The 17,370-nt window shown below is 70.0% G+C and carries 16 protein-coding genes; 8 read left to right on the top strand and 8 right to left on the bottom strand.

All coding sequences use genetic code 11. The features are described 5' to 3' along the window. Window positions 1–345, top strand: a 345-nt coding sequence (locus VN378_RS15315) for a Smr/MutS family protein (protein ID WP_325744425.1), incomplete at its 5' end; no start/stop codon positions are given. Here VN378_RS15315 and VN378_RS15310 read toward each other — a convergent pair. Further along, complete coding sequence (locus VN378_RS15310) at window positions 332–1,360, bottom strand: adenosine kinase (RefSeq protein ID WP_325744424.1); 1,029 nt, start codon at window positions 1,358–1,360, stop codon at window positions 332–334. The two genes, VN378_RS15315 and VN378_RS15310, sit on opposite strands and share 14 nt — an antisense overlap. A 93-nt stretch (window positions 1,361–1,453) precedes the next feature. On the opposite strand from VN378_RS15310, the gene VN378_RS15305 reads away from it, so the two are divergent. After that, window positions 1,454–2,323: a transporter gene (locus VN378_RS15305; protein ID WP_325744423.1), complete on the top strand. Its 870-nt coding sequence runs from the start codon at window positions 1,454–1,456 to the stop codon at window positions 2,321–2,323. Between the two features lie 23 nt (window positions 2,324–2,346). On the opposite strand, the gene VN378_RS15300 is transcribed toward VN378_RS15305, so the two are convergent. From VN378_RS15300 to VN378_RS15285, 4 genes are read right to left on the bottom strand one after another with little or no spacing between them, the layout of a single operon-like run. After that, window positions 2,347–2,826, bottom strand: a complete 480-nt coding sequence (locus VN378_RS15300; RefSeq protein ID WP_325744422.1) for a hypothetical protein — start codon at window positions 2,824–2,826, stop codon at window positions 2,347–2,349. 28 nt (window positions 2,827–2,854) lie between these two features. Then, complete coding sequence (gene nth / locus VN378_RS15295) at window positions 2,855–3,586, bottom strand: endonuclease III (protein ID WP_414642262.1); 732 nt, start codon at window positions 3,584–3,586, stop codon at window positions 2,855–2,857. Between the two features lie 37 nt (window positions 3,587–3,623). After that, window positions 3,624–6,500 (bottom strand): insulinase family protein, encoded by a 2,877-nt coding sequence (locus VN378_RS15290; protein WP_325744421.1) that lies wholly within the window; start codon window positions 6,498–6,500, stop codon window positions 3,624–3,626. Between the two features lie 39 nt (window positions 6,501–6,539). Continuing rightward, a complete protein-coding gene (locus tag VN378_RS15285; protein WP_325744420.1) occupies window positions 6,540–7,808 on the bottom strand; it encodes a flavin monoamine oxidase family protein in 1,269 nt (422 codons plus the stop codon). Between the two features lie 122 nt (window positions 7,809–7,930). Between VN378_RS15285 and VN378_RS15280 the strand changes: the two genes are divergently transcribed. From VN378_RS15280 to VN378_RS15255, 6 genes are all read left to right on the top strand, one after another. Further along, window positions 7,931–9,043 (top strand): HlyD family secretion protein, encoded by a 1,113-nt coding sequence (locus tag VN378_RS15280; protein WP_325744419.1) that lies wholly within the window; start codon window positions 7,931–7,933, stop codon window positions 9,041–9,043. Beyond that, window positions 9,040–10,626 carry a DHA2 family efflux MFS transporter permease subunit gene (locus VN378_RS15275; RefSeq protein WP_325744418.1) on the top strand — a complete coding sequence of 529 codons (1,587 nt, stop codon included), beginning with the start codon at window positions 9,040–9,042 and terminating at the stop codon, window positions 10,624–10,626. The genes VN378_RS15280 and VN378_RS15275 overlap by 4 nt, the downstream gene beginning before the upstream one ends. Beyond that, the gene (locus tag VN378_RS15270; protein WP_325744417.1) at window positions 10,626–11,219 is read left to right on the top strand and encodes a TetR/AcrR family transcriptional regulator; all 594 of its coding nucleotides are present in this window, start codon (window positions 10,626–10,628) and stop codon (window positions 11,217–11,219) included. Before VN378_RS15275 ends, VN378_RS15270 begins: the two co-directional genes overlap by 1 nt. A 61-nt stretch (window positions 11,220–11,280) precedes the next feature. Beyond that, entirely contained in the window at window positions 11,281–12,036 is a 756-nt protein-coding gene (locus VN378_RS15265; protein WP_325744416.1) for a creatininase family protein, read from the top strand. Window positions 12,037–12,057: 21 nt separating this feature from the next. Further along, window positions 12,058–12,561, top strand: a complete 504-nt coding sequence (locus VN378_RS15260; RefSeq protein WP_325744415.1) for a phasin — start codon at window positions 12,058–12,060, stop codon at window positions 12,559–12,561. Between the two features lie 55 nt (window positions 12,562–12,616). Continuing rightward, window positions 12,617–12,769, top strand: a complete 153-nt coding sequence (locus VN378_RS15255; protein ID WP_325744414.1) for a hypothetical protein — start codon at window positions 12,617–12,619, stop codon at window positions 12,767–12,769. Between the two features lies 1 nt (window position 12,770). Here VN378_RS15255 and VN378_RS15250 read toward each other — a convergent pair whose 3' ends face one another. The 3 genes from VN378_RS15250 to VN378_RS15240 form a co-directional block, all read right to left on the bottom strand. Further along, window positions 12,771–14,216: an AMP nucleosidase gene (locus tag VN378_RS15250; RefSeq protein ID WP_325744413.1), complete on the bottom strand. Its 1,446-nt coding sequence runs from the start codon at window positions 14,214–14,216 to the stop codon at window positions 12,771–12,773. A gap of 135 nt (window positions 14,217–14,351) precedes the next feature. Beyond that, window positions 14,352–15,209: an alpha/beta hydrolase gene (locus VN378_RS15245; RefSeq protein ID WP_325744412.1), complete on the bottom strand. Its 858-nt coding sequence runs from the start codon at window positions 15,207–15,209 to the stop codon at window positions 14,352–14,354. Window positions 15,210–15,282: 73 nt separating this feature from the next. After that, the gene (locus tag VN378_RS15240; RefSeq protein ID WP_325744411.1) at window positions 15,283–17,325 is read right to left on the bottom strand and encodes an AsmA family protein; all 2,043 of its coding nucleotides are present in this window, start codon (window positions 17,323–17,325) and stop codon (window positions 15,283–15,285) included. Window positions 17,326–17,370: the final 45 nt, after the last annotated feature.

Below are 17,370 nucleotides of genomic sequence, written 5' to 3'. Positions count from 1 at the left end.
CCCACCCGCCCGCGCGGCCTGCCCGAGGCGCTTGAGCCTCGCCGACAGCGCCGGCTGTCGCGCGAGCGCGATCCGATCGAGGCCAAGATCGACCTGCACGGCTTCGGCCGCTTTCAGGCCCAGGACGCCCTGACCGCCTTCCTGATGGGCGCGCAGGCGCGGGGCTATCGCTCGGTGCTGGTCGTCACAGGACAGGGCCGGCGCGGCGGAACCGGCGTCATCCGCGCCTCGGTGCACGAATGGCTGCAGGCCCCGGCGCTGCGGGGCGTGGTGTCAGGATTCGCTCCCGCCGCGCGGCATCACGGCGGCGACGGGGCGCTGTACGTGACGATCAGGCGGGTCTGAGCCCCAGTCCGGCTTCGATCGCCAGTACTTCCAGCGACGTCATCGGCCGCGGACCCCAGTGGGCGATGACCTCCGCGGCGGCCAGCGAGCCCAGTTTGCCTGCGTCTTCGAGCGACAGGCCGCGGGCGAGGCCCAGCAGGAAGCCGGCCGCGTACTGGTCGCCGGCGCCGGTGGTGTCGACCACCTTGTCGACCGGGCAAGCGGCGACCTCGACCCGCTCGGCCCCACCCCCTCCGAACACCACCGAGCCGGCCGCGCCGCGGGTGACGGCGGCGATGTCGACGATGCGGCCGAGGTGGGCGGCGGCGTGGTCGAAGTCCTCCGTCTCGAACAGGGCGGCGAGTTCGGCCTCGTTGGCCAGGACGATGTCGGCCGAGGCCTCGATGAAGGCCAGCAGTTCGGTGCGCCAGCGGTGGACGACGAAGGAGTCCGACAGGGTGATGGCGACCTTGCGTCCGGCCGCGTGGGCGGCGGCGGCGGCGGCCTCGAAGGCGACGCGGGCGGGGGCGGGGTCGAACAGATAGCCTTCCAGATAGACGATGGCCGAGGCGCCGATCAGGGCCGCGTCGATGTCGGCGGCCGCCAGCTGGTTGGCCGCGCCCAGGAAGGTGCACATGGTGCGCTGGCCGTCGGAGGTGACATTGATCATGCAGACGCCGGTGGCGAGGCCCTGTTCGGCGCCGTCCTTCAGCGGGGCGGTGTCGAACGCGACGCCGGCGGCGCGGATATCGTGGGTGAAGACCCCGCCCAGGGTATCGTCCGCCACCTTGCCGATATAGGCGGCGCGGCCGCCGAAGGAGCCGACGCCCGCGACGGTGTTGCCGGCCGAGCCGCCCGAGGCCTCGACCCCCGCAGCCATGGCGGCGTACAGGGCGGCGCTCTGGTTGGCGTCGACCAGCTGCATCGAGCCGGCGGTCAGGCCCTGGGCCGTCAGGAAGGTGGGCTCGCAAGGGGCGAGAACGTCGACGATCGCATTGCCGACGGCGCAGACATCATAGGTGGGATTCTGGGTCATGGGCGGCCCATAGCCGACGACCGGCCCCGCGTCATCCAAAAACCCATAAGGAAAGCCTTATGCTTTTGCCCGCGGTTCGCTAGGTTTCGGGCCATGACCGAGATCGCCGTCCTGACGCCCGACCCCGCCGACCCCTCCTACGCCGGCCAGTGGCCCGGCGTGCTGGAACGGCTGGCCGAAGCCCTGTCGCTCGCCGATGTGACGGTGGCGCCGACGCCGTGGACGGAGCATATCGCCGACGCCTCGGGCCTGAAGCGGTTCCCGCTGGTCCTGCCGCTGATCGTCTGGGGCTATCACCGGGACCATGAGCGCTGGATGCAGGCCTGCGCGACCTGGGCCGAAGCCGGACTGACGATGCTGAATCCGCCGTCCGTTCTCGGCTGGAATTCGGACAAGAGCTATCTGGGGCGGCTGGGCGATCAGGGGATCGCCATCCCCGACACGGTCTGGATCGACAGCCCCGGACAGGCCGACGTCGACGCCGCCTTCGATCGCTTCGGGACAGACCGGCTGGTGGTCAAGCCGCGCGTCTCGGGCGGGGCGTGGAAGACCCTGCGGCTGTCGCGCGGCGAGCCGCTGACCGACGCGCCCGCGGGTCCGGCGATGATCCAGCCCTATCTGCCGACCATCGAGACCGAGGGCGAGACCTCGCTGCTGTTCTTCGGCGGCAAGCTCAGCCACGTCGTCAACAAACGCCCGGTTCCCGGCGAGTTCCGGGTCCAGGTCCAGTACGGCGGCGGCTACACGGCCCTGGCCGAACCGCCGGCGGGAGCCCTGGCCCTGGCGCAGCGGACCCTGGCCGCCATCGACGAAGACCTGCTCTACGCCCGCATCGACATGGCCCCCGCCGCCGACGGCCGCTGGCTGCTGATGGAGGCCGAACTGATCGAGCCCGACTTCTACCTCGGCTCCGCGCCGGAGGGCGGGCGGAATTTCGCGGACGCGGTTCGGGCGCGGCTCTGAGCAGAACGGCCCGTCCCGGGCTGTCAGGTTGGGGAGCGCCTGAGCGCGTGGATCCCCAGCAACGCCGTGCTGGCAAGCAAGCCGAAAACAGCCTGCACGGAGGCGACGAGATAGGAGAGGGGCAGGACCTGCGCGCGCGCCGCTCCGGGGGCCCAGCCCCCAGCGGCGCCGTCATTCGGAAACGTCTGGGCGAACCCGATTTCGGCGCGCACAATGACGTATATGGCCACAAGTATCCCGATGCCCGCACAGGCCGCCGCCGCCGCCAGAACCTGCCGGTGCGTCCCGGATCGCCAGAGCAGGCATGAGCCCCAAACGAAAACCACTGCGATCAACAGGCGGGGAATGACCTCGTCCGGATAGGTGCTCACGATGATGGACCGGCTGATCTCGCCGATGTTGTGACCCAGGCGTGCGACAAGCCAGGCCGTACCGGCCATCGCCGCCAGACCGACGACCAAGCCTCCGGTGGACCAGGCCCACGGGCGAAAGGAACGATCCAATCAAGACCTCCATTAGTCTGGCGTCAGGCTACGCCGCCTCCCCCATCGCCGCCAGCCCCGCCCGCGACGGGCACAGATCGCTGATCAGGCAGGCGCTGCATTTCGGTCGGCGCGCCGTGCAGGTGTAGCGGCCGTGCAGGATCAGCCAATGGTGGGCCCTGGGCAGCCATTGCTCGGGCACGACGCGGAACAGCTGGGCCTCGACCTTGTCGGGGGTGGCGGCGTTGGCCAGACCCAGCCGGTGCGAGACGCGGAACACATGGGTGTCGACGGCGATGGCCGCCTCGATTCCCAGCTCGTTCAGCACCACGCTGGCGGTCTTGCGGCCGACGCCGGGCAGGGCCTGAAGGTCGGCGCGGTTCAGCGGCACCTCGCCCCCGTGTTTCTCCAGCAGGATGCGGCTCAGGGCGATGACGTTCCGCGCCTTGCCGCGATACAGGCCGATGGAGGCGATGAGGGGAACCAGCCCCGCCTCGCCCAGCGCCAGCATCTTCGCGGGGGTGTCGGCGACCCTGAACAACCGCTCGGTGGCCTTGTTGACCGAGACGTCCGTGGCCTGGGCCGACAGGGCGACCGCCACGACGAGGGTGAAGGGGCTGGAAAAGTTCAGCTCCGTCTTCGGCTCGGGCATCACCGCCGACAGCCGCCCGAAAATGGCCTCGACCCGATCCTCGTCCGGCGGCCAGCCGAGCACGGGGATCGCCGCGCCGGTCATGACGGCGGGGCGCCCGGGCGTCGTTCTGGACCGCTTCTCGCTCATGCCCGACTTAAAGCGCGGCCGGCCACGCCGCGCCAGATCAGCGGGCAGTCCGTGTGATGACCGGAACCGTTTTCGGCCGCACCTCGACGACGACCGGCGGCGTCGACATCCAGCGCGAGGCGGCGGCGCGGACCTCGTCGACGGTCAGCGACCGGTATTCGTCGCGCCACTCCATGGCGTCCTGAAGCGGCCGGGGATTACGGCTGGAGCCATCGAGGGCCTGCAGCCACCAGGTGTTGGTTTCGCGCTCGGTCAGGGCGGCGTCCAGGGCCGGACGGCGCGCGGCCTCTACGGCGACGGCGTCGATATCGCCCGCCGCCAGCCGGGCGACCACCTCCAGGATGGCCGCGCGCACCGCCTCGATATGCTCCGGCCGGGTTTCGACGGCGATCTGCAGCGCGCCCTGATCGGCGTCGTCGGGGAGCGTCATCGAAACCGAGGGCGCATAGCTGGCGCCGAGTCTCTCGCGGATTTCGTCGCGGATCCGGTCGTTGAGCACCGAGCGAAGCAGGGAGAGAGCGCGCTGCTCGCGCCGCCTCTCCGGCGATCCGACGAACAGCGGCCAGGTCAGGCTGACGAAACCCCTTTCCGGCGACCCCTCGTGCCCGGCCAGCACCGGCTCGACCTGCTCCGGGTAGCGCAGGAACCAGGCGTCCGGCCTGCGGGCGTCGCGGGGCGCGCGGGGCGGAAGGGCCCCGAACGTGGCGCCGAGCAGCCGGACCGCATCCGCCTCTTCGATGTCGCCGACCAGGGTGACCTCGAGCGGCGCCTCGGCCAGGGCGGGAGACAGGATTCGCCGGAATGTCTCCTGGTTCCAGGCCAGCACCGTCTCGCGGGACGGCAGGGAGCGGGGATTGCCGGGCTGGACGACGGTCAGCAACGCCTCGCTGGCGACGGCCCGGGGCTCGGTGCGCAGCTGGCGGAAGATGGTGGAGACGGCGGTCGCGCGCGCGCTGTCGAAGTCAGTGCGGAAGCCGGGATCCGAGAAGGCCGCCGCCAGCATCTGCAGTTGCAGTTCGAGATCGGCCGGCCGGGTGGAGCCGCGCATGACGAAGGAGTCGTTCCCCATGCCGAGCGTTGTCTGATACCGCCGGGCGGGGAACAGGTCGGTCATCTCCATCATGCCGTGACGGCCCAGGCCGCCGAGCGTGAAGAATTGGGTCGCGAACCGGGCGGGGTTCTGGTCCGCCGGGTCCAGTTCGCGCAAGCCGTCCCCGAACCGCACCGAGATCTGGATGCTGTCCCGGGTGAAGTCGACGGATTTGAAATTCACCACCACCCCGTTGGCGAACCCGAGACGGACGAAGCCGGGCTCCGCGATTTCCTCGCGCGACACCGGGGAGGCTGCGGGGCCGAAATCGCCATAGGCCCAGGCGTCGTTGACCGGAGCCGTCGAGGGCGCCGGCGCGCGCCGGCGGCTCGCCGCCCGCCACGCCGCCCGAACCGCCCGTTCGGATGGAGGGGCGGCCATGGTCACCGCGATCAGCGGCTCCGACCCGGACCAGTCCGCCCGGAAGGCGGCGTTGATCCGCTCGGGCGTCATGTTCGCCGCCGCCAGATCGAACAGGCGCGCCGCGTCCGCCGGGGCGACGAACCCCGCCCCGTCCAGCTCGTAGCCGGGTTCCGAACTCAGCAGCGCGCCCGCGAGGGCGGCCGAGTATCGTGCCCCGGCGTTCGCGACCGCCTCGGCGCCCGCTCTCTTCTGGGCCGTCACATTGCGATCGATCTCGTCGTTGCGCACGCCGTGCGTCTCCAGCCGCTGCAGTTCAACCACGGCGGCGTCGAACGCCTCGCGCCAGCGCCTGTCGTTTCGCGGCGTCACGCGCAGACAGGTGTAGCCGGCCTCGCGCAGCCAGCCCGAGGTGCTGAAGCTGGCGCTCACGAAGGGCGGGTCATCGCCTTGCGTCAGTCGCGCGAGACGGCGGTTGGCGATGCTGAGCCACAGGCTCCGGGCGATGTTGAACTCGCGGCGGGCCAGACTGTCGGGGCCGTATCGAACATGGGGCCGCACCCGGCAGATGTTGACGCCCGAGCCCTGCTGCCGCTCGGTGGAGACCATGATCTCGAACGGCCGGCGCAGATCCGGCGCCTGGGCGGCGGCGCGGACGCCGGGATCGCCCTCGGCGCGCCAGTCGGCGAACGCCGCCTGGATCCGCGCCTCGACGTCCGTTTCGTCAAGATCGCCGACCACGACGAGGAAGGCGTTATCGGGCCGGTACCAGCGGTCGCGAAACCGCGTCAGACGCACGGTGTCGATCCCGCGGATGTCCTCGACCTCGCCGATCGCCAGCCTGGACGGGCCGCGCAGGTTCGGCGCGACGAACGCCTGGTACCGGCGTTGATAGTCCCAGGCCGGGCCCAGACGCCGGTCCCGTTCCGCCAGGACGACGCCCTTTTCACGTTCGATCGCCTCCGGTTCGAAGACCAGACCGTCCGCGACGTCCGACAGCCAGTCGAACGCGAGATCGAGGCGGGCGTCGTCCGCGACGTTGATGTCCAGGGTGTAGATCGTGGCGAAGGCGCTGGTCGTGGCGTTCTGGTCCCGCCCGAAGGCGATGCCTGCGTCCGCGAAGCGCGCCTGCAGCGTGCCCTCGGCGAAGTTTCGCGTGCCGTTGAAGGCCATGTGTTCGAGGAAGTGGGCGAGTCCGCGTTCGTCGTCCGCCTCCTCGAAACTTCCCGCCTTGATCAGCAGACGCAGCGAGGCGGCGCCGTCGGGTCGCGGATTGGCGAGGATCGCATACCGCAGGCCGTTGGCGAGCACCCCCTGCCGGACCGCCGGGTCCATCGGGATCAGACCGTCCGCCGCCGCGACGGCGGACGCCGGAACCGGTTCGACAACCTGTGCGCTAGCCGGGACGGGGCCGCCGACGACCACGACAAGCGCGACGATCAGCGCGCTCCACACACGGTTCACCACAAGACACCCCGCCCCGCCACAACGCTGGCGGGAAGCCTAACGCGCTTCCGGCGGCGGCCCAAGACCCAAACGCCGCAGCGCCTGCCGCGCGGCCCGTTCGCCTTCCATCCACGCCCCGTGCGCCGTGCCGTAGAAGTCTTCCGACGTGCCCTCGCCGGCGGTGAAGATGCGGTTCTCGATCGGCGCCTTCAGCCGGGACCGGGCGCCCGCCTGCCCCGGCAGGACATGGGAATAGGCGCCCCGCGACCAGGGATCCGCGCCCCACATGGAGGCGGCGACCGGTTCGATCCGGCGCCGGAAGCCGGACCCCAGCAACGATGCGAATTCATCGGCCGCGAAGGCGAAGAAGGCGGCTTGGCCTTCGGCCTCCAGCCCCCACGCCAGCCCCGCGCCGAAATAGGCCTCGATCATCGGCCGGCCGAAGGGCCGCAGGTGGTAGCCCGCGGTGTCGGCTGTGTCGCGCCGGCCCCACAGCTGGCTGTCCGGCGGAAAGTCTTCCGCGCCCGTCACCGTCATGTGCAGCTTGGAAGCCAGCCCCAGCGGCGCGCCGGCCGCCGCCTCGAGCCAGTCCGGAACGGGCGGATCGATGCGGACCGCCTCCGTCGACAGCAGCCCCGTCGGGACGGTCAGGATCACGGCGCGCGCCTCGACGACCCCCCGGGCGGTCTCCAGCCGAAGGACCGGGCCGGACCGGTCGATGCGGCTGACCGGACACTGAAACACCACCGGCGCGCCCGCTCCCAGATGTTCGACCAACCGCCCGTATCCGACGGGGACGCGCCAGTTCACCCCGGTGTCGCGATACGCGTCATAGTCCTGGATCGAGACCTCGGCGAAGCGCGCGCCGTTCAGGGCGCCCGAGATGGCGTCGATGCGGCCGTTCCAGGGCTCCGCGGGATCGAACAGGGTCGCCGCAGGCCCGTCCTCGCCCCGGCGCGCGGCCTCCGCCACCCGCGCGTCAAACGCCGCGAAGGCCGCGCCGAACGCGGCCTGATCCCCGGGCGACGTCTCGTGGTTGAAGGCCTGGCTGCGCCACGGCGGCGGGGTGCGGTCGATCGCGAACCCCTCGGTTTCGGCCAGATCCGCCAGCACGTTCTCATCGGCCGAATGCAGCCAGCCGCAGCCCATGTCGAGCCCGGCCCCGTTTATGTCGATTGTGTGAGCCCGGCCGCCGATCCGGTCCCGCGCCTCCAGCACCACCACATCCAGCGGCGCCTGCGCCAGCGCCCGCGCGGCGGCGATGCCCGCAGCGCCGGCCCCGACCACGGCGACATCGACGAAAGAGGGCGGGCGGTCAGCAGGCATCACGAACTCCGGACAAGGCGAAACAAGACGTGTTGGGGCGGCGAAACAAGCGGGATTGAATTATGGACAGTATCGTCCATTTTACGCCTGTCCTCCCCGACACGTCTTTCTCGAGCTCGTCTATGGCCCTGTCGCCCGCCCTCAAGAAACGTCTGCCCCTGATCGTGGGCGCCGTCGTCGCCCTGGCCGTTGTCATCGGCGGCGTGGTCTGGTGGCAGGGCAAACAGCGCTGGGAGGCCACCGACAACGCCTTCGTCGCCGCCGACACCACCGAGGTCAGCCCGCAGATCGACGGCTATGTGGTCGAGGTGCTGGTCGCCGACAACCAGCGCGTCGAGCCGGGCCAGATCCTGATCCGCCTCGACGACGCCAACGCCCGCGCCGCCCTGGCCCAGGCCGAGGCCAATCTGGCCTCGGTGATCGCCGCGGTCGGCAATGTCGACGCCCGCGCAGCCCAGGAACAGGCCCTGATCGCCTCGCGCGCCGCGGGCGTCGCCCAGGCCCAGGCCCAGGCCGACCTGGCCCGCCAGCAGGTCGACCGCTACGGCAAGCTGGCCGAGCAGGGCTGGGTCTCGCAGCAGCGCATCCAGACCGAACAGGCCGGCGCGCGCACGGCCCAGGCCAGCGTCGCCGAGGCCCGGGCCGCCCTGGTCGCCGAGCAGCGCACCGCCGGCGTGCTGGGCTCGACCCGGAACCAGAGCGTCGCCGCCGTCGAGGTGGCCCGCGCCCAGGTCGAACAGGCCCGCATCGCCCTGGACCGCACCGTCATCCGCGCCCCGGTCGGCGGCGTGATCGGCGCCCGCGGCGTGCGCGTCGGCCAGTATGTCCGCCCGGGCGGCCAGATCCTGTCGATCGTGCCGCTGGGCGACGCCTATGTGGTCGCCAATTTCAAGGAGACCCAGGTCGACCGCCTGCGCCTCGGCCAGGCGGTGGAAATCACCGCCGACGCCTTTCCCGGCCAGCGCCTGACCGGCCATATCGACAGCTTCTCGCCCGCCACCGGCTCGGAGTTCGCCCTGATCCCGATCGAGAACGCGACCGGCAATTTCACCAAGATCACCCAGCGCCTGCCCGTGCGCATCCGCGTCGATCCCGCCTCGGGCGCCGCCCTGCGGCCCGGCCTGTCGGTCGAGGTCAAGGTCGATCTGAAAAGCCGGGGCGGCCTCAGCTTCGCCCAGGCCGCGACCGGAACCGCCGTCGCGTCCGTGGCGAACACGGGCGCCGCGGTCCAGTGACCGCCGCCGCCCCCGCGGTCGCCGGGGCTCCTCCGGCCGAGCCGAAGATCAACTGGACCATCCTGCTGCTGGGCTTCGCCGGCATGGTGATCGGCCAGTTCATGGCCATTCTCGACATCCAGATCGTGGCCTCGTCCCTGCCGCAGATCCAGGCCGGGGTCGGCGCCTCGGCCGACGAGATCAGCTGGATCCAGACCGCCTATCTGATCCCCGAGGTCGTGATGATCCCCCTGTCGGGATACCTCTCGCGCCTGTGGGGGACGCAGAAGGTCTTCCTCGTCTCCTGCACGGGCTTCATGCTGATGAGCGTGGCCACCGGGCTGTCGTCCTCGATCGACGCCATGATCTTCTTCCGGGCGCTTCAGGGCTTCGTCGGCGGGGCCATGATCCCGACCGTCTTCGCCGTCGCCTTCACCGCCTTTCCGCCCGACAAGCGCATCACCGCCAGCGTGGTCATGGGTCTGATCGTGACCCTGGCGCCGACCGTCGGTCCGACCCTCGGCGGCCACCTGACCGAGTGGCTCAGCTGGCGCTGGCTGTTCTTCATCAACGTCCCGCCCGGACTGCTGGTGCTGTTCCTCGTCGGCCGCTACGCCAATTTCGACAAGGGCGATCCATCCCTGACCAAGGGCTTCGACTGGTGGGGTCTGGCCCTGATGGCCGTCTTCCTGATGAGCCTGCAATTCGTGCTGGAGGAGGGGTCCAAGAACGACTGGTTCTCGGACGACAACATCCTGTGGCTGGCCGTGCTGGCCGCCATCACGGGGCCCGCCTTCATCTGGCGGTCGCTGACCTACCATAATCCGGTGGTGGAGCTGCGCGCCTTCACCAACCGCAACTTCCTTGTCGGGGTGGTGATGACCTTCACGGTGGGCGCGGCCCTGTTCGGGGGCACCTTCCTGCTGCCCCTGTTCCTGTCGCGGGTGCGCGACTATTCGGCGGCCGAGGTCGGCACCACCATGGTGGTGTCGGGTCTGGCCATGTTCGCCACCGCGCCCTTCGCGGGCCGGCTGGTGCGCAAGGTCGACGCCCGCATCCTGATGTTCGGCGGCTTCATGTTTTGCGCCTGGGGCATGTGGGACGCCCACGCCGTGACCAGCGAATGGGGCTTCTGGCAGTTCGCCGGCGTTCAGGCCCTGCGGGGAGCCGGCGTCATGATGGCCATGATCGCCGCCCAGCAGGTGACCATGTCGACCCTGCCGCCGCATATGGTCAAGAACGCCTCGGGCCTGGTGAACCTGTCGCGCAATGTCGGCGGCGCCTTCGGCCTGGCCCTGTTGAACACCTCCCTGACGCAGAATACGGCGTCGCACATGAGCGAGCTGACCCAGAACATCCCGGTGACCAACGGCGGCATGCAGGCCATGCTGGCCGGAATGCAGGAGCGGTTCGCGGGCTCGATCGATCCGGCGGGCGCGGCGATGAAGGCGGTCCAGGGCATGTTGAACCTTCAGGCGACGACCTTGGCCTTCGGTGACGCCTTCGCCATACTGGCCGTCGGCTGCGTCTTCGCCGCCTTCGTCACCCTGCTGTCCCGTCCGGTGAAGGCCGCGGCGGGCGGCCCGCCGGTGGACGCCCACTGATGGCCCGGGTCGCCGGACAGATCGACGAGACCAAGACCGAGGCCATTCTGGACGCGGCCCTCGCCCTGTTTTCGGAGAAGGGCGCCCTCGCCTCGATGGAGGCCATCGCCCGTCGGGCCGGGGTCTCGCGCCAGACCCTGTACAACCGCTTCCCGTCCAAGGTGGAGATCGGCCGCGCCCTCGCCGCCCGTCGCTCCGACGCCATCAGCACCCCCCTGCGGACCGGCGGCGATCCGGAAACGGTGCTGACCGCCATGGCCGCGGGCATGCTGGAAAAGCTGTGCGGCAAACAGGCCGCCGCCTCGATGCGCGGCGTCGCCCTCATGTCGCCCAGCGATCCGGAACTGGCCCACGCCATTTACCAGGCCGGCCCCGCCGAAGGCCTGCGCCGCCTGTCCGCCTGGCTGGCCGAGCAGGACCGCCTTGGACTGCTGCGCATTCCCGATCCCGACGCGGCGGCCGAGATGTTCTCGGGCATGGTGCTGGGGCATGGGCATCTGCGCGGCGTGCTGGGCGTGGCCCATCCGGACTTCGATCTGCAGGCCCGCGCCGCCGAGGCGGCCCACCGCTTCCTGCGCGCCTTCGCCCGCTGAGGCGGTTGGCCCCGTCCGCCAATCGGACTAGACCGCGCCCATACTGTTCCGGAGCGTACCCATGCTGATCCACCTCTCCTCATGGCCCGAGATCGATGCGCGGCTGAAGACGACGAGGACCGTCGTCGTGCCCATCGGCTCCAATGAACAGCACGGCCCGACCGGCCTGCTGGGCACCGACTGGCTGTGCCCCGAGATCATCGCCCACGCCGCCGAGGCGCAGGACGAGAGCCTGATCGTGGCCCCGACCTTCAACATCGGCATGGCCCAGCACCACCTGGCCTTCGCCGGCACCATCTCCCTGCGGCCCTCGACCTTCATGGCGGCGATCACCGACTGGGTGTCGTCGCTGAGCCGGCACGGCTTCGAGCGGATCTATTTCCTCAACGGCCACGGCGGCAACGTCGCCACCATCGAGGCGACCTTCGCCGAGATCTACGCCGAATGGAGCTTCGTCGAGGAGCAGCCGCCCTTCGTGCTCAGGCTGAAGAACTGGTGGGACCTGCCGGGCGTCCACGGCCTGTGCAACCGGATGTTCCCGACCGGCCACGGCATGCACGCCACCCCGTCCGAAATCGCCGTCACCCAGGCCGCCTATCCCGATCGCATCAAGATCGCCGACTACAGCCCGCAGATCGCGCCGACCGGGCCGATCCGCGACGCCCTCGACTATCGCGCGCGCTTCCCCGACGGCCGGATCGGCTCGGACCCGGCCCAGGCCAGCCCGGAAAAGGGACAGACCATCATCGACGCGGCCATCCCCGCCCTGCTCAAGGATGTGGCCGACTTCTCGTCGGAGGTCTTGCCCGCGACCTGATTGCGGCCCAAGGCTCGGCGCATGACCCAGTTCGACAAAGCCATCAAGACCGGCCGCCGCCTGACGCGCCAGGCGACCTCGGCCGCCAACGCCGCCCTGTCCGGCGGCGAGATGCTGCAGGCGGCCGGCGACGTGATCAACGCCCGCCTCGGCATCATGGCCGCCGGCATGGCCGATCCGCGAAAGGTTGATCTGACGGAACTGTCGCTGATGAGCACGGAAAAGGTCGAGGCCCTGTCCGCCTCGGCCTCGGCCATGGCGAAGACGTTCGGCGACATCGGCGGCCGGGTCGGCTCCAGCGCCCTGACCGAAGCCGGGCTGGCCTCGAAGGCCGCCGCCTCGATCGCCTCGGCCACGACGCCGGCGGCCGCGCTGCAGGCGCAATACAGCTACGCTGTCGGCTGGTGGAGCCGCGCGGCCGGTCAGATGCTGACCCTCAACAGCGAACTGCTGAAGGCCCAGGCCGACGCCATGCGTCCGATCCACAAGACCGCCGTCGCCAATGCGAAACGGCTGAAGAAGTAGCGGGAACGGCCGGCCCGCCGGGGATTTACATCAGGGCGTGGAAGGAGTGATCGCCATGGTCGACGACCCGAAGAAAGACCCTCACCCCGGCATGATGGGCGACGGCACTGAAGAGCAGAACCTCAACCAGCCCGGCGATCCGTCGAAACGGATCACCGCGGACGAGGTCGAGGACGCGTTCGGCAAGAAGGCCGACAAGCCGGCCTGACTTACCGGAACGGCGGCTCGTCGAAGGCGCGCAGCTTGCGCGAATGCAGACGATTGCCCTCGGCGCGCAGCAGGTCGATGGCGTGGATGCCGATCTGCAGGTGCTCCGAGATCGAGCCCTCGTAGAAGCGGTTGGCCTGTCCCGGCAGCTTGATCTCGCCGTGCAGCGGCTTGTCCGAGACGCACAGCAGCGTCCCGTAGGGCACCCGGAAGCGATAGCCTTGGGCCGCGATGGTCGCGGATTCCATGTCGATGGCCACGGCCCGGCTCTGGTTGAAGCGCAGCGCCGACTTGGAATAGCGCAGCTCCCAGTTCCGATCGTCCGTGGTCACCACCGTGCCCGTGCGCAGGCGCCGCTTGACCTCTTCGCCCGGCGCGCCCGAGACGATCTTGGCGGCGTCGTAAAGCGCCCGCTGGACCTCGGCGATCGAGGGGATGGGGATGTCCGGCGGCAGCACCGCGTCCAGCACATGGTCGTCCCGCAGATAGGCGTGGGCCAGCACATAGTCGCCGATGCTCTGGCTGGGGCGCAGCCCGCCGCAGTGGCCGATCATCATCCAGGCGTGCGGGCGGGTGACGGCCAGGTGGTCGCAGATGGTCTTGGCGTTGGACGGGCCCACGCCGATGTTGACCAGGGTGATGCCCCGATGCCCCGGCGCCGTCAGGTGATAGGCGGGCATCTGGTGCTTCTTCCAGGCCGCGTCCATGACCGCCGCCTCGGGGTTCGGCGTGTCGCGCGTGATCTCGATCCCCCCGGCGCAGACCAGCTTTTCATAGGCGCTGTCCGGATCCGTCAGCTGCGCGCAGCCCCAGCGTACGAACTCGTCGACATAGCGGTTGTAGTTGGTGAACAGGATGTAGCTCTGCACGTCCTCCACCGGCGTGCCGGTGTAGTGGCGCAGGCGGGCCAGCGAGAAGTCCGTCCGCAGGCCGTCGAACTGGGCCAAGGGGAAGTCCTTCGTCAGGTCGAACATCCCGTCGGAGATCTCGTCGCCGATATGGGCCAGGTCCGTGGTCGGGAAATAGCGGGCGACGGCGGCGGTCTGGCTGCGGTCGAGGGCGACGTCCGAACCGTCCATCACATAGGGGAAGGGGATCTCCTGATCCGAGGGGCGCACGTCGAAGGCCGCGCCATAGTCGGCCTCCAGCAGGGTCAGCTGTTCCAGCAGATAGGGGCGGTACAGGTCCGGCCGGGTGATGGTGGTCGCATAGGCCCCCGGCCGCGAAAGACGGGCGAAGGCGCGGGCCTCCAGATTGGCCGGCCGTTCGCCGTACCAGCTGACCCTGAGTTCGGGATAGGAGAACAGGCCTTTGGCCCGGGCCTCGGGATCGGCGCGTTCGCCGGTCCGCAGGAAGGTCCCCACCGCGGTGCGCAGGCTGGAGACGGACTGGTTGTAGAGGGTTTCGAGACGGTCCAGCGCCGCCTGTGGGCTCATCGATTCTGTCATGGCCTCCTCTAGCGGAAGATCATGACCTTGGCGAGACGCCCACGGCCATGCTTGGCCGTGGGCTGCTCTCTTGGGCGCTATGCTCGCGACGCGGTCGCTCGCGGCTTGAGCGCGGGGCGCCCCCGCGCTTGAAGGCTACCCCAGTTCGCGACGAAGGAAGGCGGTCACATCGTCCAGCACCGGCGCCTTCCTGCGGAACAGGGGCGAGAAGGTCGCGATCAGGTCGGCGTGATTCAGGCCCGGATACAGTTTTGCCTCGCAGCGACCGCCGACGGCCTTCATCCGGTCGCACAGGATGGTGGTGTCCTCGGCGTGGACCACCACGTCCCCGGTCCCGTGGCCCAGCCACAGGGGCGGCGCGTCGGCGCGGGCGAAGGTCACCGGCTGGGTCAGGGTCGGGTCCGGAACCCGCCCGAAGGCGTTGATCGAGGCCGCCACGTCGAAGGGCAGGAAATCATAGGGGCCCGCCAGACCGGCGGCGGCCCTGATCAGTCCGGGCGCGCCGGCGGCCGTCATGTAGCGGCGGTCCAGTGCGATCATCATCGCCAGATGGGCCCCGGCCGAATGGCCGATGACGCCCAGCCGGGCCGGATCGGCTCCATAGCGGCTGGCGATCTGGCCCGCCCTTGCCGCAGCCGCGGCCGCATCGTCGATGAAGGCCGGAAAATGGGCCTGCGGCGCCAGCCTGTAGTCGGGCGTTGCAACCACGAAACCACGCGCCGCCAGAGCCTGCGCCGCCCAGGCGTACAGTCGCCGCTCGCCGCTGTCCCAGCCGCCGCCATAGAAGAAGACCAGCATCGGCCATGGCCGGGGACCCGCCTCGACAGGGGCGTGGATGTCCATCTTCTGGCGGGGATCGTCTCCATAGGCGAGGTCGCGGGCTGCGCGCCGTACGCCCCGGTCGCGCGGACCCAGGCCGTTCAGCACGGCCAGGGGCGAACAGGCCGAGGCGATCAGGCCGAGTGCGGGGGCGAAGAGGCCTCTGCGGGTCATGCTTTCCCTGGATCCAGACGGAGCCGGACCAGGATACACACGGAAGTCCGCAAAAGCTCAACCGGACGCGGCCTTATCGCGCGCCGGAGATCAGCGCGCCGCAGTTGGCGTCCTTGGCCAGGCCCGGGTCGACGAACGGCAGCAGAGCCGCCAGCGGATTGATCAGGGCCCCCAGTGCGGCCCCCAGGCCCACCTGACCCGCGACCGAGGCCTGGTCGACGCCGATCTTCGGCGCCGTCAGCGGACCACGGATGGTGATCGGCGACCACAGCCGGACCAGCCGCGCCTTCTTGGTTTCACCGTCGATGCGCAGGTTCATCGTCTCGGCGCCGAGATTGATCGTGCCGCTGCCCCTGGCCAGCACCGGCGTGGTGTCGATGACGAAGGTGCGGGCGGTGGCCGTTCCGCCACTGACGGTGAAGTCGGCCACGGCGCAGCGAATCTCGGAGACGCCGGTATCGCCGGACAGAAGCTTGCCGAGGCCGGCGGTGACATTGATGCCCAGCAGTTCGGCGAAGGCGGCGCGCATCTGGCCCTGCGGCACCACCAGACTCAGCGTGCCCTTCGAATTCGCCGCGAAGTCATGCACCGAGGCGCCCGGCCCCTCCAGCTTCGCCCGGCCGATGGCGCGGCCGGTCACCGTGGGCGCGCCGTTCCGGGCCGGGATGATCGACTCCAGCGGATAACCGCGCAGGCGGAAATCAGCCGTCGAATACGGGACCTTGCGGTTGGCGTCGATGCGCGCCGTTCCGTCCAGTTCGCCCCGATTGAAATCGAAGGCGACCGGATCGAGATTCAGGATGCCGGCCTTCAGTTCGGCCCCCAGATTGACACGACGCACGTCCAGTTCATTGCGCTTCACCTGGGTCGCGCGATAGCGCAGCGTCCCGTCCATGACCCGCAGGCGCTCCACGTTCAGCGGCGCGACGGGCAACAGCTTGCCCGGCGCGCCTGAGGTCATCACCGTATCACCCGAGGCGGTGACCCTCGGCGTGCCCCCCAGAACCGCCGCCAGGTCGTCGATATCCAGCAGGCGCGAATACAGGTCCGCTTCGACCCGGCGCCGGTCGCCGGCCTTGTAGACCTTCAGGTCGCCGGACAGGTCGGACGAGCCGACGCGGCCGCTGAAATCGTTGAAGGTGAAGACGGTGTCGTCGCGGGTCAACGTGCCGCTGAGCCGGTAGGGCGGCGTATTGGGTGCGGTGATGCCTGTCAGCAGATAGATGTCGGCCAGGTCGCGTCCGCGCAGACTCAGGGTCGCCCTGAACTGGCCGAGATCGAACGGACGGGTGATCGAACCGTCGGCTGTCAGGGTCGTTCCCACGCCGGACAGCTCGGCCTTGAAGCCATAGGGCCGGTCGCGTTTGATGTTGATGAAGGGCCCGCCGCGCACCATCAGCGTCAGGGGCGTGCCGTTGATCGTTCCGCGGCCGTCCAGATGGAAGCCCGCGTTTCCGTCCGATCCCTCGCGCGCATTGACCGTTGCGTTCAGACGGATTTTGCGCCCCTGCTCGTCGAGCGAGACGCGGCCGTCGCGGATGGTCAGCCGGTTGATGGGCGGCAACCTTGTGGGCCCCGTATCCGGCCTGTCGGGGTTGAGCACCCAGCTCTTGCGGCCGTCTTCCGTGGCGATCAGCACGACCTCGGGCCGGGTGATCTGGACCAGAGGCATCTCCACCCGCCCCGACAGCAGTGGCAGGAACCGCACCGAGGCCAGGGCGTCCTCGACGACCAGGGTGTCCTTCTCCTTCGCCCAGTCCGGCCCGCCGACGCGGACGTCGCGGATGTGGGCGGAGGGAGTCCAGCTGAACAGCTTCACGTCCAGATCGCCCCGCAGCTCGATCTCGCGGTCGTAGCGGGCCGAAGCCCATCCGCCGATCGGGCCCCTGAGCCAGTTCCAGTCGAACAGCATCAGGAAGACGATCACCAGGGCGATCAGCGCCAGGGTGGCGCCGGCGGCGATCTGTTCGGGCCGGCCGGGCCGCCGGAAGCTGGTGTAGACAGGGTCGTTGGCCCTGACCCAGTCGCGCCGGTCCCGCGCCCACGCCCCCGCCGGGACCAGGGCGCGGTCGCGCACGGCCAGCCAGTTCGGATGGTCTTTCAAGGGGTTGGGCAAATGCGGAACTCCGTCGAACCCTCCACAACGCGCGAAGCGGCGGAA

Source organism: Brevundimonas sp. (assembly GCF_035561115.1).
In the GTDB taxonomy this organism is placed as follows: Bacteria; Pseudomonadota; Alphaproteobacteria; order Caulobacterales; family Caulobacteraceae; genus Brevundimonas.
Note: the sequence above shows the minus strand (reverse complement) of the source record. Positions and strands in the feature narration are given on the sequence as shown.